General features: G+C 68.9%; 20 protein-coding genes, 1 tRNA gene and 1 pseudogene. 4 read left to right on the top strand and 18 right to left on the bottom strand.

Translation table 11 applies throughout. From position 1 onward, the window contains the following. Positions 1-11: 11 nt before the first annotated feature. The 5 genes from ACFOSH_RS14475 to dacB form a co-directional block, all read right to left on the bottom strand. A complete protein-coding gene (locus ACFOSH_RS14475) occupies positions 12-377 on the bottom strand; it encodes a hypothetical protein (protein ID WP_378239362.1) in 366 nt (121 codons plus the stop codon). 144 nt (positions 378-521) lie between these two features. Next, positions 522-1,085 carry a hypoxanthine phosphoribosyltransferase gene (gene hpt, locus ACFOSH_RS14470; RefSeq protein WP_378239361.1) on the bottom strand — a complete coding sequence of 188 codons (564 nt, stop codon included), beginning with the start codon at positions 1,083-1,085 and terminating at the stop codon, positions 522-524. 13 nt (positions 1,086-1,098) lie between these two features. Continuing rightward, positions 1,099-2,073 carry a tRNA lysidine(34) synthetase TilS gene (gene tilS / locus ACFOSH_RS14465; RefSeq protein ID WP_378239360.1) on the bottom strand — a complete coding sequence of 325 codons (975 nt, stop codon included), beginning with the start codon at positions 2,071-2,073 and terminating at the stop codon, positions 1,099-1,101. Further along, the gene (locus ACFOSH_RS14460) at positions 2,070-3,098 is read right to left on the bottom strand and encodes a zinc-dependent metalloprotease (protein WP_378239540.1); all 1,029 of its coding nucleotides are present in this window, start codon (positions 3,096-3,098) and stop codon (positions 2,070-2,072) included. The genes tilS and ACFOSH_RS14460 overlap by 4 nt, the downstream gene beginning before the upstream one ends. Before the next feature lie 109 nt (positions 3,099-3,207). Continuing rightward, the gene (dacB, locus tag ACFOSH_RS14455; RefSeq protein WP_449224183.1) at positions 3,208-5,280 is read right to left on the bottom strand and encodes a D-alanyl-D-alanine carboxypeptidase/D-alanyl-D-alanine endopeptidase; all 2,073 of its coding nucleotides are present in this window, start codon (positions 5,278-5,280) and stop codon (positions 3,208-3,210) included. A gap of 152 nt (positions 5,281-5,432) precedes the next feature. On the opposite strand from dacB, the gene ACFOSH_RS14450 reads away from it, so the two are divergent. Continuing rightward, entirely contained in the window at positions 5,433-5,948 is a 516-nt protein-coding gene (locus tag ACFOSH_RS14450; RefSeq protein WP_378239358.1) for an inorganic diphosphatase, read from the top strand. Positions 5,949-6,165: 217 nt separating this feature from the next. Here ACFOSH_RS14450 and ACFOSH_RS14445 read toward each other — a convergent pair whose 3' ends face one another. The 6 genes and pseudogenes from ACFOSH_RS14445 to ACFOSH_RS14420 form a co-directional block, all read right to left on the bottom strand. Beyond that, on the bottom strand, positions 6,166-7,434 hold the full coding sequence (locus tag ACFOSH_RS14445; protein ID WP_378239357.1) for a serine hydroxymethyltransferase: 1,269 nt from the start codon (positions 7,432-7,434) through the stop codon (positions 6,166-6,168). A 111-nt stretch (positions 7,435-7,545) separates the two neighbouring features. Further along, entirely contained in the window at positions 7,546-7,965 is a 420-nt protein-coding gene (locus tag ACFOSH_RS14440; RefSeq protein WP_378239356.1) for a hypothetical protein, read from the bottom strand. Next, positions 7,962-8,394: pseudogene (locus ACFOSH_RS14435) on the bottom strand (uL11 family ribosomal protein). Before ACFOSH_RS14435 ends, ACFOSH_RS14440 begins: the two are co-directional and overlap by 4 nt. A gap of 34 nt (positions 8,395-8,428) precedes the next feature. Further along, on the bottom strand, positions 8,429-8,950 hold the full coding sequence (locus tag ACFOSH_RS14430) for a gamma carbonic anhydrase family protein (RefSeq protein ID WP_378239355.1): 522 nt from the start codon (positions 8,948-8,950) through the stop codon (positions 8,429-8,431). 87 nt (positions 8,951-9,037) lie between these two features. After that, complete coding sequence (locus ACFOSH_RS14425; RefSeq protein ID WP_378239538.1) at positions 9,038-10,264, bottom strand: M14 family metallopeptidase; 1,227 nt, start codon at positions 10,262-10,264, stop codon at positions 9,038-9,040. Between the two features lie 115 nt (positions 10,265-10,379). Beyond that, a complete protein-coding gene (locus tag ACFOSH_RS14420) occupies positions 10,380-10,967 on the bottom strand; it encodes a TetR/AcrR family transcriptional regulator (protein WP_005160156.1) in 588 nt (195 codons plus the stop codon). A 122-nt stretch (positions 10,968-11,089) separates the two neighbouring features. Between ACFOSH_RS14420 and ACFOSH_RS14415 the strand changes: the two genes are divergently transcribed. Beyond that, positions 11,090-11,554, top strand: a complete 465-nt coding sequence (locus ACFOSH_RS14415; protein WP_378239354.1) for a GreA/GreB family elongation factor — start codon at positions 11,090-11,092, stop codon at positions 11,552-11,554. Positions 11,555-11,653: 99 nt separating this feature from the next. On the opposite strand, the gene ACFOSH_RS14410 is transcribed toward ACFOSH_RS14415, so the two are convergent. From ACFOSH_RS14410 to ACFOSH_RS14385, 6 genes are all read right to left on the bottom strand, one after another. Continuing rightward, positions 11,654-13,186, bottom strand: a complete 1,533-nt coding sequence (locus ACFOSH_RS14410; protein WP_378239353.1) for a PstS family phosphate ABC transporter substrate-binding protein — start codon at positions 13,184-13,186, stop codon at positions 11,654-11,656. A 72-nt stretch (positions 13,187-13,258) separates the two neighbouring features. Then, positions 13,259-14,746: a flavin-containing monooxygenase gene (locus tag ACFOSH_RS14405; RefSeq protein ID WP_378239352.1), complete on the bottom strand. Its 1,488-nt coding sequence runs from the start codon at positions 14,744-14,746 to the stop codon at positions 13,259-13,261. Next, positions 14,743-15,228: an FAD-dependent oxidoreductase gene (locus ACFOSH_RS14400; protein WP_378239350.1), complete on the bottom strand. Its 486-nt coding sequence runs from the start codon at positions 15,226-15,228 to the stop codon at positions 14,743-14,745. The genes ACFOSH_RS14405 and ACFOSH_RS14400 overlap by 4 nt, the downstream gene beginning before the upstream one ends. Further along, positions 15,225-16,154 carry a ferritin-like domain-containing protein gene (locus tag ACFOSH_RS14395; protein WP_378239349.1) on the bottom strand — a complete coding sequence of 310 codons (930 nt, stop codon included), beginning with the start codon at positions 16,152-16,154 and terminating at the stop codon, positions 15,225-15,227. The genes ACFOSH_RS14400 and ACFOSH_RS14395 overlap by 4 nt, the downstream gene beginning before the upstream one ends. After that, complete coding sequence (locus tag ACFOSH_RS14390) at positions 16,154-16,969, bottom strand: SDR family NAD(P)-dependent oxidoreductase (protein ID WP_378239348.1); 816 nt, start codon at positions 16,967-16,969, stop codon at positions 16,154-16,156. Before ACFOSH_RS14390 ends, ACFOSH_RS14395 begins: the two co-directional genes overlap by 1 nt. After that, on the bottom strand, positions 16,966-17,892 hold the full coding sequence (locus ACFOSH_RS14385) for an alpha/beta hydrolase (protein ID WP_378239347.1): 927 nt from the start codon (positions 17,890-17,892) through the stop codon (positions 16,966-16,968). The genes ACFOSH_RS14390 and ACFOSH_RS14385 overlap by 4 nt, the downstream gene beginning before the upstream one ends. 44 nt (positions 17,893-17,936) lie before the next feature. Here ACFOSH_RS14385 and ACFOSH_RS14380 point away from each other — a divergent pair, with 44 nt between their 5' ends. Continuing rightward, positions 17,937-18,575 carry a TetR/AcrR family transcriptional regulator gene (locus ACFOSH_RS14380; RefSeq protein WP_378239346.1) on the top strand — a complete coding sequence of 213 codons (639 nt, stop codon included), beginning with the start codon at positions 17,937-17,939 and terminating at the stop codon, positions 18,573-18,575. 81 nt (positions 18,576-18,656) lie between these two features. Here ACFOSH_RS14380 and ACFOSH_RS14375 read toward each other — a convergent pair. Continuing rightward, positions 18,657-18,730, bottom strand: a tRNA-Thr gene (locus ACFOSH_RS14375). A gap of 141 nt (positions 18,731-18,871) precedes the next feature. Between ACFOSH_RS14375 and ACFOSH_RS14370 the strand changes: the two genes are divergently transcribed. Beyond that, positions 18,872-20,511 (top strand): hypothetical protein (locus tag ACFOSH_RS14370; RefSeq protein WP_378239345.1); only part of this gene is annotated, 1,640 nt, incomplete at its 3' end.

Raw genomic sequence — 20,511 nt, 5'->3', positions numbered from 1 at the left:
CTGACTCCCCCTCAGACGTTCCGGAACGGCTCGGCCGCGGCCTGGTCGATCTCGTGGTAACGGGCCATCGCGGTGACGATGCCGGACTCGGCCGCCTCGTACTGCTGGTAAAGGTTCTGGAGGGCGGCGGTGTACGAGTCGCCGCCACCGTCGGCCCGGTTCGCGACCTTCGCGGCGATGGCGTTGCCGACCGGGTTGTTGCCCAGCTTCGGCGCCTGCCCGAGGTCACCGGCACGGTGGAGCAGCGCCTCGACGGCGTCCTTGCCGGTGCGGATCTTGTTCAGTGCGGTCTGGGCCGCGTCCGGGTCGATCCCGACCTGGCCCTGGGCCGCGGCGTTCTTGAACGCGTTCGCGTCCGCCAAGCTGCTGTTCCCCATCTGAGCTCTCTCCGTTTCCCCCGGGCCAGGCCACGACGGATTCGTGGCAAAGGTCTTCGCATAGGTTAACGCACTTGATCGCAGCCTATGACGCGTTCGGCGCGCTCAGGGTTCCGTATTTCCGCCTGAGCGGGCAAGCGGTTCTCAGGACGTGTAAACGTGCGGATCCAGGGTGCCGATGTAGGGCAGGTCCCGGTAACGCTCCGCGTAGTCCAGGCCGTATCCGACTACGAATTCGTTGGGAATGTCGAACCCGATGTACTTGACCGGTACATCGACCTTGACCGCCTCCGGCTTGCGCAGGAGCGAAACGACCTCGAGCGAGGCCGGGTTCCGGCTCGCGAGGTTCTTCAGCAGCCAGGACAGCGTGAGCCCGGAGTCGACGATGTCCTCGACGATGAGCACGTCGCGGCCGGCGATGTCGCGGTCGAGGTCCTTGAGGATCCGCACCACGCCGGACGACGAGGTCGCCGAGCCGTAGGACGAGACCGCCATGAACTCGAGCTGCGAGGGGAGAGGGAGTGCCCTGGCGAAGTCGGTCATGAACATCACCGCGCCCTTGAGCACGCCGACGAGCAGGAGGTCACCCTGTCCCGCGCCGGGGCCGTCGGCCGGATAGTCCGCGGCGACCTGCGCGGCCAGCTCGCCGATCTTTTCGTTGATCTGCTGCTCGGTTACGAGCACGGAGGCGATCTCGCCTTCGTACACAGGACGATCCCCTCTAGGTGGTGGACTGGGGTGTTTCGAGGGAGAGCCTGCCATGTGCCCGCGCGGCCACCAAGTCGCCGGGTAGCCAGACCCCGCCCTGCCCCCGCCAGTTCCCCACCAGCGCGTCGACCGAACGCAGGTGGGCGTCGGTGAGTTCGCGGACCCCGGAGTCCAGCAGCCACCTGCGGAGGACGCGTCGCCGGAGCGCGGGCGGCTCGGTGGCGAGCACCGCGACGTCGAGCCCTTCCCCGGTGAAGGCGCGCAGGTGGACCTCACCCGCGAGTGTGTCCAACGCCTCGGTGTCCTCGCGCAGTTGCGCCGCCGTGCGGGCGAGCGAGGCCGCGACACCGCCGGACAGCACCTCCTCCAGAAGGGGCAGTACTTCCGTCCGTAACCGGACACGCGTGAACCGCGGGTCCTCGTTGTGCGGGTCCTGCCACGGGTCGACGCCGAGCGCCCGGCAGGCCTGCCGGGTGGTGGCTCGGGTGACGCCGAGCAGCGGCCGTCCCCACGGCGGATCGTGCGGCCGCATCCCGGCCAGCGACCGCGGCCCGGAACCCCGGCCGAGGCCGAGCAGGACGGTTTCGGCCTGGTCGTCGAGGGTGTGGCCGAGGAGGACGAGACCGTGCCCGTCCTTCAGTGCCGAGCGCAGGGCGCCGTAGCGGGCCCGGCGGGCCGCGGCTTCCGGTCCGCCCGCGCCCTCGACCCGCACTTTCAGGACTTCGGCGGTTTCGGCGCCCAGTTCCCGTGCCGTGCTCGCGGCCCGGGCGGCGGTTTCGGCGGAACCGTCCTGGAGACCGTGATCGACGACGAGTGCCCGTACCTTCAGCCCCGCCCGGGCGCCGGTGAACGCGGCCGCTTCGGTCAGCGCGAGGGAATCCGCGCCGCCTGAAACGGCGACGCACAACTCGTCGGGTTTCCCCGAGACGGCCAGGAAGTCCCGCACGGCCGTCCGCACGGCCGCGATCGCCGGATCCGGTCCGCTCACCCGTGCAGGCGCCGCACCCAGGCCGCCGGATCGGTGATCTCGGCCCTGGTCGGCAGCGTGTTCGGCGACGTCCACACGGCGTTGAAGCCGTCCATGCCGACGGCGTCGACGACGTGCTTCGTGAACTTCGCGCCCTGTTCGTACTGGCGCATCTTCGCGTCCACTCCGAGCAGGCTGCGCAGCACGCGGTCGATCAGCCCGCCGCCCTTGCGCCGCGCGGTGAACCGTGACCGGATCAGCTCGACACTCGGCACCACCCGCGGCCCGACGGCGTCCATCACGAAGTCTGCGTGCCCCTCCAGCAAGGTGGAGAGGGCGAGGAGCCTGTCGAACACCGCGCGTTCGCTCGGTGACTGCAGGAGTTCGGCGAGACCGGCGCCGCCCGCCTTGCCCTTGCCGATCTGCTTGATGGTGTCGGGCAGGCGGCCGACCAGATCACTCAGGCCGTCCGCGTCCCGGCCGGCGAGCCCGCCGATCAGGCGCTCGACCTCGTCGGCGAAGTAGTCCCGCAGCCAGGTGACCGCGGTGAACTGCAGCCGGTGGGTGCATTCGTGCAGGCAGACCCACAGCCGGAAGTCGTGCCCCGGCACGTCCATCGCCCGCTGGGCGGCGACCACGTTCGGCGCGACGAGCACGAGCTGTCCCTGGCGTTCCGGCCCGCCGAACGGGTCGTACTGGCCGAGCACGCGGGAGGCCAGGAACGCGAGCACCAGACCGGTCTGGACGCCGGCGCCACCGGCCAGCACGGGCCCCAGCGGGCCGCCTTGGGCCTCCGGCAGCGCGCGGCCGGTGAGCGCGTCGAGCCCCGCGGCGGCCGAACGGACCCAGCCGGGCCTGTCGACGACTTCGGCGGGCAGCAGCGGCAGGTCGAGCCCGAGCCCGGTCAGCTCGCGGACGTGCCCCTCCGCCTCGCTGGTCAGTTCGCGTAGCTCGGCGACGGCTTCATCGGCCACTTCGCGGTCGACCACCGGACCGCCGCGCACCAGGAGCGCGCCCGTCGAGGCGGCCAGGGACCAGTCGACCATCGAACGCGTCTTGGTCGGCGTTTCCTCAGTCACTCTCATGACGCTACCCGCTGGAAGACCGAATTCCGCCTCGACTTCCTCACGCTCCGATTCCGGTCGCTCACCGGAATCATCTGCAGCCGCACTTGTGCAGGGTCGCCGCGACGACGTCGAGCGCGGCCCTGCCCTTGTTCTGGTCCGAACCGGACGACATCAGCGCGAACACCAGCATCCGGCCGTCGGTGTCCAGCACCACGCCCGCCAGGGTGTTCACCCCGGACAGCGTGCCGGTCTTGCCGCGCACCCAGCCGCGGCCCGCCGCGGAGGCCGGGTCGCCGTAGCGCTTCTCCAGCGTCCCGCTGCCGCCCGCGACGGGGAGACCCGCCAGCAACGGCCGCAGTTTGGCCGTCCTCGGGTCCTTGCCGTCCGGCGCGGCCGCGACCGCGAGGATCTCGCTGAGAACCTTGGCCGAAATCTTGTTCTGGTCGGAAAGCCCGCTGCCGTCGTTGATCTGGACGCCGGTCAGATCGAATCCGGCCTGCTTGAGCACGTCCATCGTCGCGGCCGCGCCGCCGACGAACGACGCTTCGCCGCCCTTGGCGAGCGCGATCTGCCGGGCGAGGACGTCGGCCATCAGGTTGTCCGAAAGCTGGAGCAGCGAGTTGGCGAACTCCGCGAGCGGCTGCGACTTGACCTCGCCGAGCACCTTCGCGTCCTTCGGCGCCGTCGTCGTCCCGCCTGCCTGCGCTTCGAGCTTCCCCGCGATCTTCTGGGTCAGCGCGGCGGCCGGGTTCGCGATCCTGGGCGCGTGGTCGCTCTTCGGGTCGTTGCGGCCGCCGTCGGCCATCACGGGCAGGACCGGCGCCATGTAGGTGTTCCCGGCGGCGGTGTCCTCCGGATCCCAGCCCTTCGCGGACGTCGGGCCCTTGAACAGGCTGATGTCCAGCTGGACCTTGGTGATCTTGCCGCCACTCGCCTTCTTCACCTGGGCGACGAGGTCGTCGACGTGGGCGGCGCCCGGGTACAGCGGCGAGTCGGTGCCCAGCGGCAGCGAGGTCAGCGAGGGGTCACCACCCGCGACGAGGATGGCCGTGCCCGGATCGGCGCCCTGGACGACCTTCGTCGAGATCTGCGTCCCGTGGTCCATCGACAGCAGCGCGGCCGCCACGACGAGGATCTTCGTGGTCGACGCCGGGGTCAGCGGGGTGCCGGAGTTCTTGTCCCAGAGGACGTCGCCGGTCGACGCGTCGACGACGGTGCCGGTGAGCGTGCCGAGGTCCGCGGAACCGGTGGGGCCCGCCAGTGCGGCCGCGAGCCCTGACTTCGACGGCGCGACGCCGTTGATGTCCGGCCCGTGCAAGACCCGGGTGACACCGGCGGGCTTGGGGATGTCGCCCTTCGGCGCGTTCGGCGCCCAGGGCAGGCCGAGCCTGTTCGACACCTTCGGCATCGCGGCGGCGCCGCCCATCCCGGCGAGCAGCAGGACGACGACCAGGCTCGTGATCAGCAGGACGTTGCGCTTGCGCTTCGGTTTCGGCGCGGGCGCGGCGGCGGCCTCGGCGGCCGGGGGCTCCTCGGACGGCGGCTCGGGCCGCTGGATTCCGACGGTGGCTTCGGAGTCGAAGCGCTCTTCGGTCGGCTCGATGCGGACCGGACGCGCGTGCATGGTCGCGGACGGGACCGGCGCGGGACGCGGCGGCTCGACCCGGTTCTGCTCGGGACGGCGGGGCAGGTTCTGGGGCTGATTCTGGGGCGGTTCCTGGAGCGGGGGTTCCGGCCGCGGCTCGGGTCTCGCCATCTCGTGCTCACGCGCGGGCGTGGCGGCACCCCGGTCGAACTGGTCCCAGTCCGGCTTGTCCGTTTGCCGCGGCTGGACGGGCTGCACGAAGACCGTCTTCGGCGCCTCGGGCTCCTCCGGCTCGACCGGCGTCACCGGCGCGAACGCGGACCACTGCGGGGTGGGCGTTTCCGGCACGTCCGGTTCGTCCTCGACCTCGACGACCGGTGAGAACCACGAGCCACTTTCGGGTGTGACCTTCGGCACTGCGAGCTCTTCGGTCTTGCCGTTCGCCAGCCCCGACATGGGCAGCCAGACGGTCGCCTCGGCGCCCCCCTTGGTGCCCTTGGGCTCGGCGGATGAGGTGTCCTTGTCGTCCGACGGCCAGCTCGGGACATCGTTTTCCGGCACGTAACGCTCCTTCATCCACCGTCCGGGGAAGGGGCCAAGCTCACATACGACCACATCGATGCGACCGCCCGAGCCCCCGTGGTCCACACTAGTGAAGACAAGAAGATGATTTCGGTGAGCCGTCCGCGACGGCGGGGCGTACCAAAGACGAGAGCAGCGAGGCCGGCGTGGAATTCGACGTCACTATCGAAATCCCCAAGGGGGAGCGCAACAAGTACGAGGTGGACCACAAGACCGGTCGGATCAAACTCGACCGGACCCTGTTCACGGCCACCCAGTACCCCGCCGACTACGGGTTCATCGACGACACCCTCGGCCAGGACGGCGACCCGCTCGACGTGCTGGTGCTCGTCCAGGAGCCGACCTTCCCGGGCTGCCTGATCCGCTGCCGCGCGATCGGCATGTTCCGGATGACCGACGAGAAGGGCCCGGACGACAAGGTCCTCGCGGTCCCGACGAACGACCCGCGCCTCGAGCACCTGCGCGACATCCACCACCTGAACGAGTTCCACAAGCTCGAGATCCAGCACTTCTTCGAGGTGTACAAGGATCTGGAGCCGGGCAAGAGCGTCGAGGGTTCGTCCTGGGTCGGGCGCACCGAGGCCGAGGCCGAGATCAAGCGTTCGTACGAGCGTGAGACCGACCGGCTGGCCAAGGAAGCCGTCGACGGTCCGTCGCACTAGTTCGCGCTGGTTCGTAGAACAGAGCTGAAGGGGCCTTTCAGCTTCAGTGAGGCGCCGGTCGGGGTGGTCGTGAGTGGTAAGTGCCGTTAGAACGTCACTTACCACTCACGAGACCCGACCAACGCGCTGACCTGACTGCCTCTTCGGTACCGGGGGTATCGGCGCCCCTACGGAGTCCGTACTGGATGCCGATGTGGTCGCTCGGCTGTCCGCTGGACTAAGCCGAGTAGCCCGGGATCGGGAACGGCGCCAGGAACTCGCGGATCTCGGCGGCGATGGCGTCCAAGGCAGGCTCCTCCTCGGCCGCCGCCGCGGTGATCGTGCGGTCGATCCACTCCGCCACCTTGACCTGGTGCTCCGGCTTGAGCCCGCGGGTGGTGATCGCGGAGGTGCCGAGCCGGATGCCGGACGGGTCGAACGGCTTGCGCGGGTCGAACGGAACGGTGTTGTAGTTCAGTTCGATGCCCGCCCGGTCCAGTGCCTGCGCGGCGGGTTTGCCCGGCACGTTCTTGTTCGTCAGGTCGATCAGCAGCAAGTGGTTGTCCGTGCCGCCGGACACGAGGTCGTAGCCGCGCTCGGCCAGCGCCTCCGCCAGGGCACGGGCGTTGGCGACGATGGCGTGCGCGTAGTCGCGGAACTCCGGCTTCTGAGCCTCGCCCAGCGCGACGGCGATCGCGGCGGTCGTGTGGTTGTGCGGCCCGCCCTGCAGGCCGGGGAACACCGCCTTGTCGACGGCCTTCGCGTGGTCTGCGTCGGACAGGATCATCGCGCCGCGCGGGCCGCGCAGCGTCTTGTGGGTGGTCGTGGTGATGACCTGGGCGTGCCCGACCGGCGACGGATGCGCGCCACCGGCGACCAGCCCGGCGATGTGCGCGATGTCGGCGACCAGGACGGCGTCGACCTCGCGGGCGATCTCCGCGAACGCCGGGAAGTCGATGGTGCGCGGGATGGCGGTGCCGCCCGCGAAGATCAGCTTCGGCCGGTGCTTCAGCGCGAGTTCCCGGACCTGGTCGAGGTCGACGCGGCCGGTCTCCTTGCGGACGCCGTAGCGCACCGGGGTGAACCACTTGCCTGTCGCGGACACGCTCCAGCCGTGCGTGAGGTGGCCGCCGTCCGGCAGCGCCATGCCGAGGACGGTGTCGCCCGGCTGCGCGAAAGCCAGGTACACCGCCAGGTTCGCCGGGGAGCCGGAGTACGGCTGGACGTTGGCGTGATCCGCGCCGAAGACGGCTTTCGCGCGCTCGATGGCGAGGCTCTCGACCTGGTCGACGAGCTGCTGGCCTTCGTAGTACCGCTTGCCGGCGTAGCCCTCGGAGTACTTGTTGGTGAGGACAGTGCCTGTCGCCTCCAGCACGGCCTGGGAGACGTAGTTCTCGGAGGCGATCAAGCGGATCTTGTCGTGCTGGCGCTTCGCCTCGTCCTCGACGAGCCCCGCGATCCGCGGATCGGCGGCGGCGAGCGCGGAAAGTTCGGGCTGGTGTGTCATGGCGTACTCCGGTTCAGGAGTGGCCTTCACCCAGGCGCGCGGTGCCGGCCTGACTTCGCTTCCCGGTGGTGCTCCACCTTCAACTGCGCCAGTCGCTGGTGCTCCCAGAGCCTAGTGCACTCCGCTCGAGCGGAATTCGGCATGCGGACGATGTCCGGCACACCAACGGCGGCTGCAGCCCGCCGTCCGATCGCAGAACGCCTCCGCGCAGACGGCGCAGCGTTTGATCCGCCGCCGGCCGCCGAAAGCGACCAGTTCCGCCAGCCCGGAGGCGCCCGCGACCAGGTCCCCGCATCCCGGCCACGACGTCACCAGCACCACGCGCCATCCGTTCCCGGCCTCGGTCAAGCGCGGCGCGGCGCCGGTCCCGGCGAGGATCCGGTTGAGCCGGTCGGCGGCGGCGCGCTCGTCGGGCAGCGCCGATGCGACCCCGGCGAGCCAAGGATTCCCTTGGGCCAGCAGCCTTTCCGCGACCTCCAGTGCTGGGTCGAGGTCGCGGAAAGGCGGAACGATCACGTGCTTGCGTGTCACGGTTCTTCGATCGCGACGCCCATCGAGCGGGCCGTGCCCGCGACCGTGCGCATGGCCGCGCCGAGGTCGCCGGTGTTGAGATCCGGCAGTTTCCGCTCCGCGATGTCACGCAGCTGTTCCTGCGTCAGCTTCCCGGCCACCTCATGCCCAGGACGGCCGGATCCCTTGCCGCCCAACGCCTTCTTGATGAGGAAGGAGGTCGGCGGGGTCTTCAGCCGGAGTTCGAAAGTGCGGTCTTCGAACACCGACACGACCACCGGGATGATCTCGCCGCGGTGCGCCGCGGTCGCCGTGTCGTAGGCCTTCTTGACCTCGACGAGGTTCACGCCGGTCTGCCCGAGCGTCTTCCCGAGGTCGACCACCGGGGCGTTGCCCCGCGGTCAGCTCGAGCGTCGCCTGGTGCGTCTTCTTCTTCGACTTCGGTGCCATACGCCCGAAGTTAGGGTCTCCAGTTACTGGAGAGTCAATCGATCTGCTTGACGCTTTCCGCGTGCCGTCGCGCCAGCTCCTGGTAGATCACCGCGTTGTGCTCGACCCAGCCGCGGGCGGTGCCGTCGAGCGGGACGTGCTTCTTCGCCGGGCTGCCCATGGCGACGGTCTCCGGCGGGATGATCATTCCGGGCGTCACCGTGGCACCGGCCGCGACCAGGGCCTTCGCGCCGATCTGCGCCTTGTCGAGCACGGTCGAGCCGTTCCCGATCAGCGCCTGCTCGCCGATCGTGCAGTCGTGCACGAGGCACTGGTGCCCGACGGTGACGTTCTTGCCGACCTCGGTCACGCCGCCGTTGACGTGGATGACCGAGTTGTCCTGGATGTTGGCGCCCTCGCGGATGAGGATCTTCCCGAAGTCGGCGCGCAACACGGCGCCGTACCAGACGGAAGCGCCCTTTTCGACGACGACGTCGCCGATCAGGGTGGCGGTGGGGGCGATCCACGCTTCGGGATCCACCTGGGGGCGGTGCCCCTCGAATTCGAACATCGGCATGCCCCGCACCCTATGCGCGAAAGTCCGTGAAGGCCTCCTTCCCTACCTTGAGAGTAGGGAAGGAGGCCTTCACGGAACGCTGAAGCGTCAGCCGATGGCGGTGTTCAGCAGGAGGTCCACGGCCTTGTCGTTACGCGTGGTCTCCCGGACGATCACCTCGTCGGGCGGGTAGAAACCGGGGTTCGAACCCCGCGGGTACATCTCGAAGGTGAAGCTCAGGATCTTGTGGGTGCCCCACATCCAGTCGTCGATCGTCCCGTCCGTGATGTACAGGTCGCTCGACTGCTGCGGCGTGTAGCCGTTGGTCGCCGCCAGCTGCCTGCCCAGCGTCTGGAAACGCTGTGCTTCGGCCGCCGTCATACCCGGGGCGGTGTCGTTGTACGTGAAGCCGAACGGCCACAGCACGAGCTCCGAATAGGTGTGGAAGTCGATGCTCGCCTTGATCTGCTGGACGCCGCCGATCTTGCGCGAGTTCACGAAGTTGGACACGGCCTTGGTCTCCGGGGCGGAGAACGCCGAGGGGCCGCGGTAGGTCTCGCTGCCCGTCGAACCCGAGGAACCGCCGCAGCAGCCCCAGTTGTAGCCCCAGTTCCGGTTGGTGTCGGTGCCGTTGCCCTGGCGGTTCTTGCGCCAGTACTTGTAGCTGCCGCCGGAGATGTCGTACTCCGAGCCGTCCGGGTTGATGTTCGGGATCACGTAGATCTCGGTGCTGTCGACGAACCGCTTGATCGCCGGGTCGGAGGCGTAGCCCTGGGTGAACCGGTTCACGATCCGCAGGCACATCTCGGTGGTGAGGTGCTCGCGCGCGTGCTGGTTGCAGGTGAAGAGGACTTCGGGCTCGTTCTCGTCGGTGCCGACGTTGTCGCTGATCTTGAGCATGTTGAGCGCGCGGCCCTGGTAGGAGTTGCCGACGCTGCTCAGCTTCGCGATCGACCCGTAGTTCGCCTGCGCGTTGCGCAGCTCCGTCGTGACTTCGGCGTAGTTGTGGAAGCCGGAGTCCGCGGGCGGGAAGTCGTTGATCGCGTTCGTGCCGACCTTTTCCGACCTGTCGACGACGCCGCGCTGCTCGACGCGGAAGCCGAGCGAGCGGACCTTCGCCGCGTCGCGCGCCTCGCCGATGAACATGGTCGTACCGCCGGCGGAGCCGAGGACGTCGACGCCCAGCCGGGAGATCTGGGTGCGCTGCTGCGACGTGCCGGTGCCGAAGGCCTCGTAGATCTGGACCTGCGCGTCTTCGGCCTGCTGGTCGGCGGTCGCCGGACTCGCGGCGACCGGGATGGTGAACGCCGCGACGGCCGCGATCGCCACGGCCATGCACCGTCTTATGCGCATCGTCGTCTCCTAGCTCTGAGGCAAGGGAAGGGAACCTCACCATGGCCGGAGCCGGAAGACCGAACAATCCGTAACGGTACGGATCTAATGCGTATTTCTAACCGTAGTTCGCGAAGCAGAGCGCTTCGATGTCGCCGCGCAGTGCGGCGAACGGCCGCCGACGGACACGCTGCTGGACGATCGCGCCGAGCAGATAGGACAGGAGGGCTCGCGCCCGCGCCCGAGGGTCTTCCACATCGAGCGGCGCGAGCAGTTCCGCGAGCAGTTCGGTGATCGACGTCAGCATGACGTCGATGGCCTGCGGATGCTGCGCGCGGCCCGCGGCGATCCAGTACTCGAACCAGAGGAAGGCCGCGTTCGGACGGCCGGAGAACTCGGCGAGGAAGGCCTCCAGCGCGGCGAAGAGCCGCTCGTCCGGGTGATCGTGTTTCTCCGAAATTTTGCGCAAATCGGCCGTGAACGTTGTGATGTGCGCCGCCATCGCGCGGTCGATCAGGACGTCGATGTCCGCGAAGTAGTAATGAATCGCACTCTTCGTGAGCGGCCCGGCGTCCGCGATCGCGCGCACGGTGCAGCCCGCGAGCCCGTCCCTGGCGAGCACGACACGCGCCGCTTCGACGATCTGCTCCTGTTTCTGCAGCTGATTGGGGGAGAGCCGCGCGCTGCGGCCGGGAACGGCGGTCACGGAATTCCTTACACCAAGTAGTCAGGACGGAGCCCTGAAGCTTAGGGCAACCGTCCTGGCCGATCACAGCGGGTGAAAAATCTAGGTGGCTAGCGATCGATCCGTAGCGGACAATGCCCGGCATGGTGACCTCAGGGGACAACGGGTTCAGCCCGGCCGCACGGCGGCAGCTGGAGAAGGAACTCGCCGATCTGCGTGCGCAGCGCGACGCGATGGCGCCGCTCGTCGGCGAACAGGAACGAACCGGCGACGCGGCCGACCAGGCGGAGGTGCTGGACCGCGCGGAGGCCGCGGCCTACCTCGAACGACGCATCTCCGACGTCGCGGCGAAGCTCGAGCACGGCGGCCGCAACAGCAAGGGCCTGCTCCCCGACGGCACCACCGTCACCATCAGGTACGCGGACGGCGACGAAGAGGAACTCCACATCGTCACCATCCCGAGCGAGGACTCCGACGCCTTCACGGTCACCTCGGACAGCCCGCTCGGCCTCGCGCTCGTGGGCGCCAAGGAGGGCGACGAGATCAAGTACCGGACGCCCCGCGGCGAGACCAGCGCCACCGTCGTCACCCTGAAGCCGCCTGCCTGACCTGTTTCGCGCCTGACATCCCCCGCCGGAATGTCATGAAAGGGTCGTTCAGGACACTTTCGTCCTGAACGACCCTTTCATGACACCTGGCGGGGGATGTCACGCGCCCGGACGGCAGAGGACCGGATTCACCAGCTCCGCGCACGGCCGGTGCCCGTGGGACCGGACGACGTCCTTGCCGACCTGGTTGGTCAGATACCGCAGGAAGCTCGCGACGAGCGAATCGGCCTTCGGCTCACCGAACGTGTACGCGTACTCGGTCTCCCAGAACGGGTACGCCGCGTGGATCGCGCCCTCCAGGGTCGCCTGGTGGCCATCGATCCGGACCGGCAGCACGTCCTCGCGTTTGGTGGCCGCGCCCAGTTCGCTGTACCCCAGGGCGCCCGGCACTCGGGCGACGGCGTCGAGGACGTCGTTCGTGGACGGCCGCGCACAGCGCACCACCCCCGGCGGGGCACCCGGCGCCTGTTTGAGGCAATCGTCGGAGTTGTCGCCGGGTTCCCGCTTGCCCGCCAGGATCTGCCCCTCGAACGTCCGCCGCGTACCCGAGTCGGAATGCCGGTCGACGAGCCGGACCGGCAGGTCCTTGCCGCCGATCTCGCGCCAGTTCGCGATCTTGCCGTCATAGACGGCGCGGATCTGCGCGAGCGAGAGGTCCTGGACGCCCGCTTCCTTGTTGACCACGAGCGTGAACAACGAGAACGCGACCGGACGAGGCAGCAGTTGTGGGAACCCCTCACCCTTGGCGCCGTCGGAGAACGCCAGCACGCTGTCGTTCCCTGCCTGGTTGAGGCTGCCGAGCCCCTCCGCGCTCCCCCGGCTGTCGAAGGTGAACGAGGCGCCGGGACACGTCTTCGCGTACGAAGCTGTCGCTTCCTTCAGCACCGGCGCGAAAGCGGTCGATCCGGTGATCGTCAGCTTCCCTGCCGCGCAGTCCAGCGGCGGCGGTTTGTCGTCGAAGACCAGCGAGCGGGTCAGCTGGAAGATGCTGACCACCACGAGGAAGCTGATGAGCGCGAGCACCGAGGTCGTCGGCCCGGTGCGGCTCTTGGTCTCGCGGAGGGTGCCGCCCTTGATCTCACCGATGACCTGGGGGTCGTCGAAATCTTCCGGCGAACCGTTGGGGATCCGGTCGAGTACGGCGAGGATCTTGTAGTGCGCGCCGCGATTGAGCGGCACCCGCGGCAGGTCGATCACGCCGGCAGGCCGCTCGGGATTCTCGTCCCGCGCGCCGAAACCGGAGTCGTCGCCGAAACATTCGTGCAGATGCGGCGAGCTGAGTTCGGTCACCACCATCCCGGCCACGGTGCGGCCGGGGAACTTCACGCGGACGCCGACGCGGTCGTTCTCGTTGACCGCGTAGTCGTCGGTGTCGATGTCGGTGGTGCCGCTGTTCTCGATGCGCAGCAGCACGAACGACGGGTCGACGAGCCGCTCCCCGTTCTCGTGCTGCAACTGCGCGAGTGCGTCGGCCGACGGCGCGAACCCGCGCCCGGACGCCGTCGGGGTGTCCATCTGCACGCGGTAGCCGAGCCGTTTCCGGCCGACGAGCACGAACTCCCACAGGAACGCGATGGCCGGAACGCCGATTCCGACCACCGCGAGCAGGACGTCCCAGGGAAAGCCTTCCAAGACCAGCCTCCAGGTTCGGGGAATCGAACCTAAGGCTCATCCCGGCCCGGGACGGCGGACTTCAGCCAGTGTTCACCGGCCGTCCGCGAAGGCGTAGTCGTCGAGGTCGAAGAACCGGCTCGTCACCATGGTTTCCAGCGTGGGCGACGCCCGGAACGGCACGTCCCCGTTCACGTCGAAGTAGTAGCTGTTGGCCAGTGCGCAGCTGTCCTGGAAGAACACCTGGTGCTTGCGCCGGTCCAGCATGCTCCGGAAGTACCGGTCGTTGGCCTCGTTCGTGACCTCCACGCGGGTCGCGCCGGTCTTGCGCGCGTTGCGCAGGCAGCGGACGATGTGCGCGGTCTGCGTCTCGATCAGGTTGAAGTACGAAGAACCGTTGTAGCCGTAGGGCCCGAGAATGGTGAACAGGTTCGGGAAGCCGGGCACGCTCACGCCCTGATAGGCCTGGAACCGGTTCTCCTCCCAGAACTTCTCCAGATCGGCGCCGCCCGCTCCACGCACGGTGAACGCGGGCATGTTGCCCTTCTCGAACACCTTGAACCCGGTCGCGAGCACCAGGACGTCGACGGGATGCTCGGTGCCGTCCGCGGTGCGCACGCCGTGCTCGGTGATCGTGTCGATGCCCGTGGTCTCCAGCGTGACGTTGTCGCGGTTGAACGTCCGCAGGTACTCGTTGGAGAAGCTCGGCCGCTTGCAGCCCAGCGCGTAACGCGGGGTGAGCTTTTCGCGCGTCTCGGGATCCTTGACGGCGCGGCGCAGATGCGCGAGCCCGATCCGCTCGCCCGCGCCCGCCGTGGGCAGGAGGTTGTGGAAGTGCGCGGCCAGCGGGAAGGTCAGCTCGACGAGTGCCTGACTGGCCAGCCGCGACAGCCTTTTGGCGCCGGGCAGCCGTCGCAGCGCCAGCCGCACCGGATCCGGCAGGGCGATGTCGGGTTTGGGCAGGCACCAGATCGGCGTGCGCTGGAACACCGTCAGCCGGTCGGCCTCCGGCGCGATGGACGGAATCACCTGCACGGCCGAGGCGCCGGTCCCGACGACGGCGACGCGTTTGCCCCGCAGGTCGACACCGTGGTCCCAGCGCGCGGTGTGCATGACCGTGCCGCGAAACCCGGCGAGCCCGTCGATGTCCGGCGGCTTCGGCTGGGTGAGCACGCCGGTGGCGCCGACGACGAACCGCGCCGTCGTCGACCAGCCGTCGGCGGTTTCGAGGCGCCACAAGTGCGTCTCGTCGTCGAAGGTCGCGGAGACGACCTTGCTGCCGAGCCGGGTGCGGCGGCGGATGTCGTACTTGTCGACGCAGTAGTCGGCGTAGGCCTTCAGCTCGCGGCCCGGCGCGTAGACCCGCGACCAGCCGGAGATCTGCTCGAACGAGAACTGGTAGCTGAACGATGGGATGTCGACGGCGACGCCGGGATAGGTGTTCCAATGCCAGGCGCCGCCGACGCCGTCCCCCTCCTCCAGCATGAGGAAGTCGCCGAAACCGGCTTTTCGCAGCAGGATCGCGGCGCCGATGCCGGAGAAGCCCCCGCCGATGATCGCGATCTCATGGTCCGGCGTCATGCGGGAAGTCCTTCCGTGGCGAAAAGCGAACTGGCGCCGAGCACGACGACGTCGGCCTGGTGCTCGATCCCCTCGGCGGTACGGATTCCGTGGGGCGCGAAGGCGTAGACCGGCCAGGTGATGAGCTTGCAGCCGGGCCGTCGCAGGGCGCCGTAGTAGCCGAGCCCGGACGCGGTCTTCCGCGAGCCGAACCGGCGATCCGGCGTCAGCAGCCTGCGGATCCAGGGGTCTTTCACTTGCCAGCGCAGGAAAACGCGGGCGACGGCGATGCCGAGGACGTTCGGCCCCGGTACCGGTATCGGCACCACCCAGTCCGGTTCCTCCTGGAACACCTTCACCGACCGCGCGGTGGCCGCCACCTCGGGCACGATCTGCGCCGCCTCACGGCCGGGCGCGACGACCGCGACGCGCTGCCCGGCGAAGTCGTGTCCGAACCATTCGGTGCCGCGCAGCACCTCCCCTCGGAAGTCTCCGAGTTTCACGACGCGACCGGTTCGTGGGTGATCTCCTCGGTCCACGACTGCGGCTTTCCCAGCAGCCGTGAAGGGATCAGGCGGGTCACCTTCACCATCGGGTCGGCGAGCAGCCGGTGGTAGAGGTGCGAACGGTCGACGATCATCGCCGCCTGCGCCTTGAGCACGTGGTACGCGGGGATGCGCTGGGTGAACTCGCCGCGGCCGCCGATGGTGGAGAACCGTTTCACCGCGTTGTACAGCTTCTTCTCCGGCAGGCCCATCGCGACGATGTTGTCCCGCATCTTGTTGATCAGCGGCACGAACACCACGATCAGGCCGAGGACGATCTGGGGTTTGAGCGAGCCGAGGGATTCGGTGATCAGCTTGGTCGTGGAGCCGGCGCCGATCAGTTCCAGCACCTCGAAATCGGCCGTGATGTGCCGGGCCTCGTCGGAGTTGATATGCCGGAACACCTGGTGGCACACCGGATCGGAGACTTCGTCGAGCAGGAACTTCACCAGTGCGCCGTCGAGCGCGCATTCCAGCAGCGGGATGAGCGTGGCCAGCGCCGTCAGCGGCAGCGTGTCGCCGTAGTCGTCGAGGACCTTGATGGCGAGCTTGACGTTGATGTTCGGCTCGGGCATCGAACCGTGCTCGTCGAGCATGCCCCAGCGCTTCATCAGCGCCAGTTCCGCGTTGGCGTGCTTCTGTTCCTCGGCGTGGAAGTACCGGTAGATCTCCTGGATCACCGGCGTCGGCGCCTTCTTGGCCAGTGAGGCGAACCCGCGGGCGCCGACGTGTTCGATCCACACGAGATCGGCCATGAACGGCCGCATCTTGGCGCGCAGTTCGTCGGTCATCGTCTCGGCGCCGGGCGCGTCCCAGTCGATGTCGGCCAGCGACCACTGCTTGTCCTTGATGGTCCGGAGCATCGCGGCGAAGTCGTAGGCCATCACTTCTCCTTTTCGGCGGGCAGGAACCGGCCGAGCAGACCGGCGATCCGCGTGTACGGGACGGGCACGAACCGTTTGGCGTGCCACAGAAGCTGGGCGTCGGGTTGCGGCACCACGTACAGGCGGCCGCGATCGTGCGCGTCCAGGGTCGTCTTCGCTACTTTTTCGGCGGAGAACCCGACGAGATCGGAGACCCGCTGCGCGAGGCCGCGTGCCTCGTCATCGATCAGTTCGCCGCCGAAGATGTTGGTGCGGACGAAGGTCGGGCACAGCACGGTGACCGCGACGCCGGTGCCGGACAGCTCGGCGGCCAGTGTCTCGGAGAGGCTGACGACCCCTGCCTTGCTCACGTTGTAGGCGGCCATTCGCGGCGCGGCGGTGAAACCGGCGGCCGAAGCGACGTTGATGATGCCGCCCGCCTTCGCCGCCCTCATGGCGGGCACGAAGGTGTGGCAGCCGTGGATCACGCCCCAGAGGTTCACGCCGAGGGTGCGCTGCCAATCGGACAGCGGGCTCTCCCCGACGGGTTTGCCGCCGGCGCCGATCCCGGCGTTGTTGACGACGAGGTCCGGATCGCGGCCGAGCCAGGACCGCGCCTGGTTCGCGAGATCGGCGACCTCGTCCACAGTGGACACGTCGCAGGCGATGGCGACCGCGTTGTCGAGCGACTTCGCGGTTTCCTCGGCGGCTTCGAGGTCGATGTCGGCGCAGACGACCCGGCTGCCGCGCCGGTCGAGTTCGGCCGCGATCGCCCTCCCGATCCCGCTGCCCGCCCCGGTGACGACGGCGTGCGCTCCTTGGGTCCGCTTCGTCATGCTGCCCTCACGATCGCCGGGAGATTCCCGGTGAGGAAGCGGCAAGCCCGCTCCATCGCCGGTCCCGCTTCGGGGATGAAGCGGGTCAGTGCCTGGAAGACGTGCATCTGGCCGGGGACCACGTCCAGTTCGCAGTCCGCCCCCGTGCGGCGCAGGGCCCTGGCCAGTTCGATGGCGTCCGCGGCGAGCATTTCGAGGCCGCCCGCCTGGATGATCGTCGACGGGAAGCCCTTGACGTCGTCGAAGGCGAACCGCAGCCGCGCCGACGCGACATCGGCGTCCACTGTGTACAGACCGACCAGCCGCGCGGCCGCGGCGGCGGAGATCATCGGGTCGGGGCTCATGCGTTCTCTTTGGGCGGCCAACGAAAACGTCACGTCGAACAGCGGCGAGAAGAGCGCGAGCGCGGCAGGCGGTTCGCGGTGCTCCCGGATCAGTTGCGCGGCGAGGTCGACCGCGAGATGCCCGCCCGCGGAGTCGCCCGCGACGAGGATCCGCCGATATCCCTGGTCGAGGAGCCTGTCGTAAGCCGCACGGACGTCGTCGGCGGCGTTCGGGAAGCGATGCCGGGGCGCGAGCCGGTACTCGCAGGCGAAGACCGGGAGCCCGGTGCCGCCGGAGACCCGCGTGGTCAGGCCGCGATGCGTGCGCGCCGAGCAGAGCGCGTAACCGCTGCCATGGATGTAGAGGACCACGGCGTTGCCTTCGGTCACTTCGGGCCCGCGGACCCACTCGCCGCGGACGCCGGGCTCGATGCGGCTTCCCTTCAACGGCGGCGAAGCCAGCCACAGACTGCTCGCGATGAAGGCACGGGAAAACGCGATTCCGGCCCGGTTCGCCGGGATCGCGTTGGCGATCGGCCGCACGAAAGCGGACGTCAGCGCGGCGGCCAAACCGGGTCGCAGGCCATTCTGCGGTCGCATGCCCTCAGAATGAGTCCGAGGGCATCTACTGTCAAGATGGAGGAGTGACCGCGTCCCGCCGCTACAGCGGCAAGACCGCCGACGAGCGCCGAGCCGAACGACGGCTCGCCCTGCTCGGCGCCGCACTGGACATCTGGCAGGAACAGGGCTGGGCGGCGGTCACCATGCGGGGCGTCTGCGCACGGGCGAACCTGACCGACAGGTACTTCTACGAGAACTTCGCCAACCGCGACGCGCTGCTCGCCATCGCTTGGGAACAGGTCCGCGACGAGACCTTGCGGATGGTCCTCGACGCCGTCGCTTCCCGGATCGAGCAACCGGCTCTGGACCAGCTCCGCGCCGCTGTCGACGTCGTCGTGCACCACGTGCAGGAAGAGCCGGCGCGGGCGCAGATCCTGTTCGGCGACCACGCGGGAAGCGCGGTGCTGGAGCAACTGCGGCGGCAGACCGTCCAGGAGACCACCGGCCTGCTGATCGAACTCGCGCGGCCGCATCTGAAGCCCGATGTGGACGGACTGGAGTTCCGGGTCAACGTCCTGCTCGGGATCGGCGGCTTCGTGGAGATCATGCTCGCGTGGCGCTCCGGGCTGCTCGACGCGGACGCGGACACCCTCGTCGATCACCTCACGGGAGTGGGCACTTCGCTGTCGCGGATGTTCCTCAAGGGTGACACCAACGGGTGAACTTTCGCGGCGCACCGATCGCCGGCCGGAAATGCGTCAGGGCCTCATCCGGAGTGTTCCGAATGAGGCCCTGACCTGCGGAGCCGCCTAGGGGAATCGAACCCCTGACCTATTCATTACGAGTGAATCGCTCTGGCCGACTGAGCTAAGGCGGCAGACATCGGGCTCGCACCCGATGACGAATCCCAGTGTAGCGGAGGGGTTGAACGTCACCTTCTCCGGCCACCGTCGTTAGGGTCCTATGACGCCGGTCTCAGTCCCCCAAGATCGGCCCATCCCCACTGGAGGACCTGTTCATGCGGCAACGACTGCCCCGTGTGCTGGCGCTTCCGGCCGCCGCGGCCCTGCTCCTGCTGACCGCGGCTCCGGCGCTCGCCCAGGACATCCCGACCACGCCGATCCCCGATCCGGCCAATCCGGGACAGCCGCCGATGTCGGCGCCGATCGGCCCGCAGCCGCTGGGCAAGGCGGTCGGTGACGCGGGGGCGGCGCTGGGCGTCCTGCGCCTGCTGCCCAACGCGGTGCCGACGAGCGCGATCCTGCCCGGGGCGGACAAGCTGCTGCCGAAGCAGTCCGCGCTCGAAGCCGGGATGGGGCTTTCCAGCGCACAGGCCAACTCCGAGGCCTACCTGAGCTACGAGAAGTCGATCGCGCAGTCTTCGCCGTTCGGCCTGTCCGCCGCGGGCAACGCGCCGCAGACGCCGGGCAGCCTCGTGCAGACGGCGCTGCCGGACAACCCGAAGCCGATCAGCGGCGGCCTCAACGCGCCGAAGAACCCGCTGTTCAACCTCGGCCTGCTGAACGGCGAGGCGCACGCGCGCTGGAGCCCGACGCTCGGGCCGTGTGTCGGCACGATCGCCGACTCGAGTACGTCGATCGCGAACCTCGCGCTGCTGCCGACCATCCCGAACATCCCGGGCGCCGACCAGTTGACCGAGGCTTCGGGTCAGCTCAAGGCCGGGCTCGCCGGGCTTCCGGGCCCGCTGGCGAGCCTGGGCGGGCTGCTTTCGGGCACCAGCACCAGTGCCGACGGCAAGGGCGCGGTGCTGAGCCTGCCGAACACGCTGTCGTCGCGTTCGATCGTGCGGCTGGTCGACATCCCCGGGTCCAAGAACAAGGCCGTCGAATCGACGTCGACCCTGCAGGCGGCCAGCATCGAACTGCTGAAGGGCACGCCGCTCGGCCTGACGATCAAGGTCGCCAGCCAGCCGACGCTGCGGGTCACCTCGACCGGTGACAAGAAGACGTCGAAGGTCGAGTACACCGCGCCGGTGCTGCAGATCGTCCGCGGCGACAAGGTTCTGTTCACCCTCGACGCGAACAACCCGGCCAAGGACATCCCGATCGGCATCCCGCTGCCGTCGCTCAAGCAGGTCCCTGGCTTCGAGCAGCTGAAGAACGTGCCGGTCATCGGCGGGCTCGCCGAGATGCTGGACGGTGCCACCAAGCAGCTTCCGGGCGGTGAGGCAGGGAACGGGCTCACCCTCGACCTCGGGGTGCTGAAGCTGTCGATCGCCGGGCTGAACCAGAAGTCGAGCGACACGACCTCGCCGTTCAAGGGTTTCCAGCTCGGCGCTTCGGCGCGGCTGCTGGACCTGCAGATCCTGCCGACCGCCGCCCTGCAGAAGGCGCTGCCGCCGGACGTCGCGAAGAAGCTGCCGTCGTCGCTGGCGCAGATCTCGCTCGGCGAGCAGATCGCCCGGGCGCATGCGCCGACCGGTGGTGTCGAGTGCGGCACGGCGACCCCGCCGCCCGCGGGCAACAACGGTGGCGCGGCGCCGAAGGGGCCGGTCAAGAACCTGGCCTACACCAACGCCGCCTACGACACGGTGCCGATGTTCTGGTCGGGTACCGCGATGCTGCTGATCGGCGTGGTCCTCGTGGCCGCCATGCCGGGTAGGCGCCGGCTCTCGGTGGTCGCCATTCCGCTTGAGAA

The sequence above is a fragment of the Amycolatopsis speibonae genome (assembly GCF_042647925.1).
Classification (GTDB): domain Bacteria; phylum Actinomycetota; class Actinomycetes; order Mycobacteriales; family Pseudonocardiaceae; genus Amycolatopsis; species Amycolatopsis speibonae.
The sequence above is the reverse complement of the archived record's forward strand: the minus strand, read 5'-3'. Positions and strand labels throughout refer to the sequence as shown.

What these genes read in the sequence shown, in the direction of transcription:
- ACFOSH_RS14385 (WP_378239347.1), bottom strand. Translation starts at nt 17,892, where the DNA reads ATGCGACCGCAGAATGGCCTGCGACCCGGTTTGGCCGCCGCGCTGACG.
- ACFOSH_RS14415 (WP_378239354.1), top strand. Translation starts at nt 11,090, where the DNA reads ATGGTGACCTCAGGGGACAACGGGTTCAGCCCGGCCGCACGGCGGCAG.
- ACFOSH_RS14390 (WP_378239348.1), bottom strand. Translation starts at nt 16,969, where the DNA reads ATGACGAAGCGGACCCAAGGAGCGCACGCCGTCGTCACCGGGGCGGGC.
- ACFOSH_RS14430 (WP_378239355.1), bottom strand. Translation starts at nt 8,950, where the DNA reads ATGCCGATGTTCGAATTCGAGGGGCACCGCCCCCAGGTGGATCCCGAA.
- ACFOSH_RS14475 (WP_378239362.1), bottom strand. Translation starts at nt 377, where the DNA reads ATGGGGAACAGCAGCTTGGCGGACGCGAACGCGTTCAAGAACGCCGCG.
- ACFOSH_RS14395 (WP_378239349.1), bottom strand. Translation starts at nt 16,154, where the DNA reads ATGGCCTACGACTTCGCCGCGATGCTCCGGACCATCAAGGACAAGCAG.
- ACFOSH_RS14425 (WP_378239538.1), bottom strand. Translation starts at nt 10,264, where the DNA reads ATGGCCGTGGCGATCGCGGCCGTCGCGGCGTTCACCATCCCGGTCGCC.
- ACFOSH_RS14460 (WP_378239540.1), bottom strand. Translation starts at nt 3,098, where the DNA reads ATGGTCGACTGGTCCCTGGCCGCCTCGACGGGCGCGCTCCTGGTGCGC.
- ACFOSH_RS14405 (WP_378239352.1), bottom strand. Translation starts at nt 14,746, where the DNA reads ATGACGCCGGACCATGAGATCGCGATCATCGGCGGGGGCTTCTCCGGC.
- ACFOSH_RS14445 (WP_378239357.1), bottom strand. Translation starts at nt 7,434, where the DNA reads ATGACACACCAGCCCGAACTTTCCGCGCTCGCCGCCGCCGATCCGCGG.
- dacB (WP_449224183.1), bottom strand. Translation starts at nt 5,280, where the DNA reads ATGAAGGAGCGTTACGTGCCGGAAAACGATGTCCCGAGCTGGCCGTCG.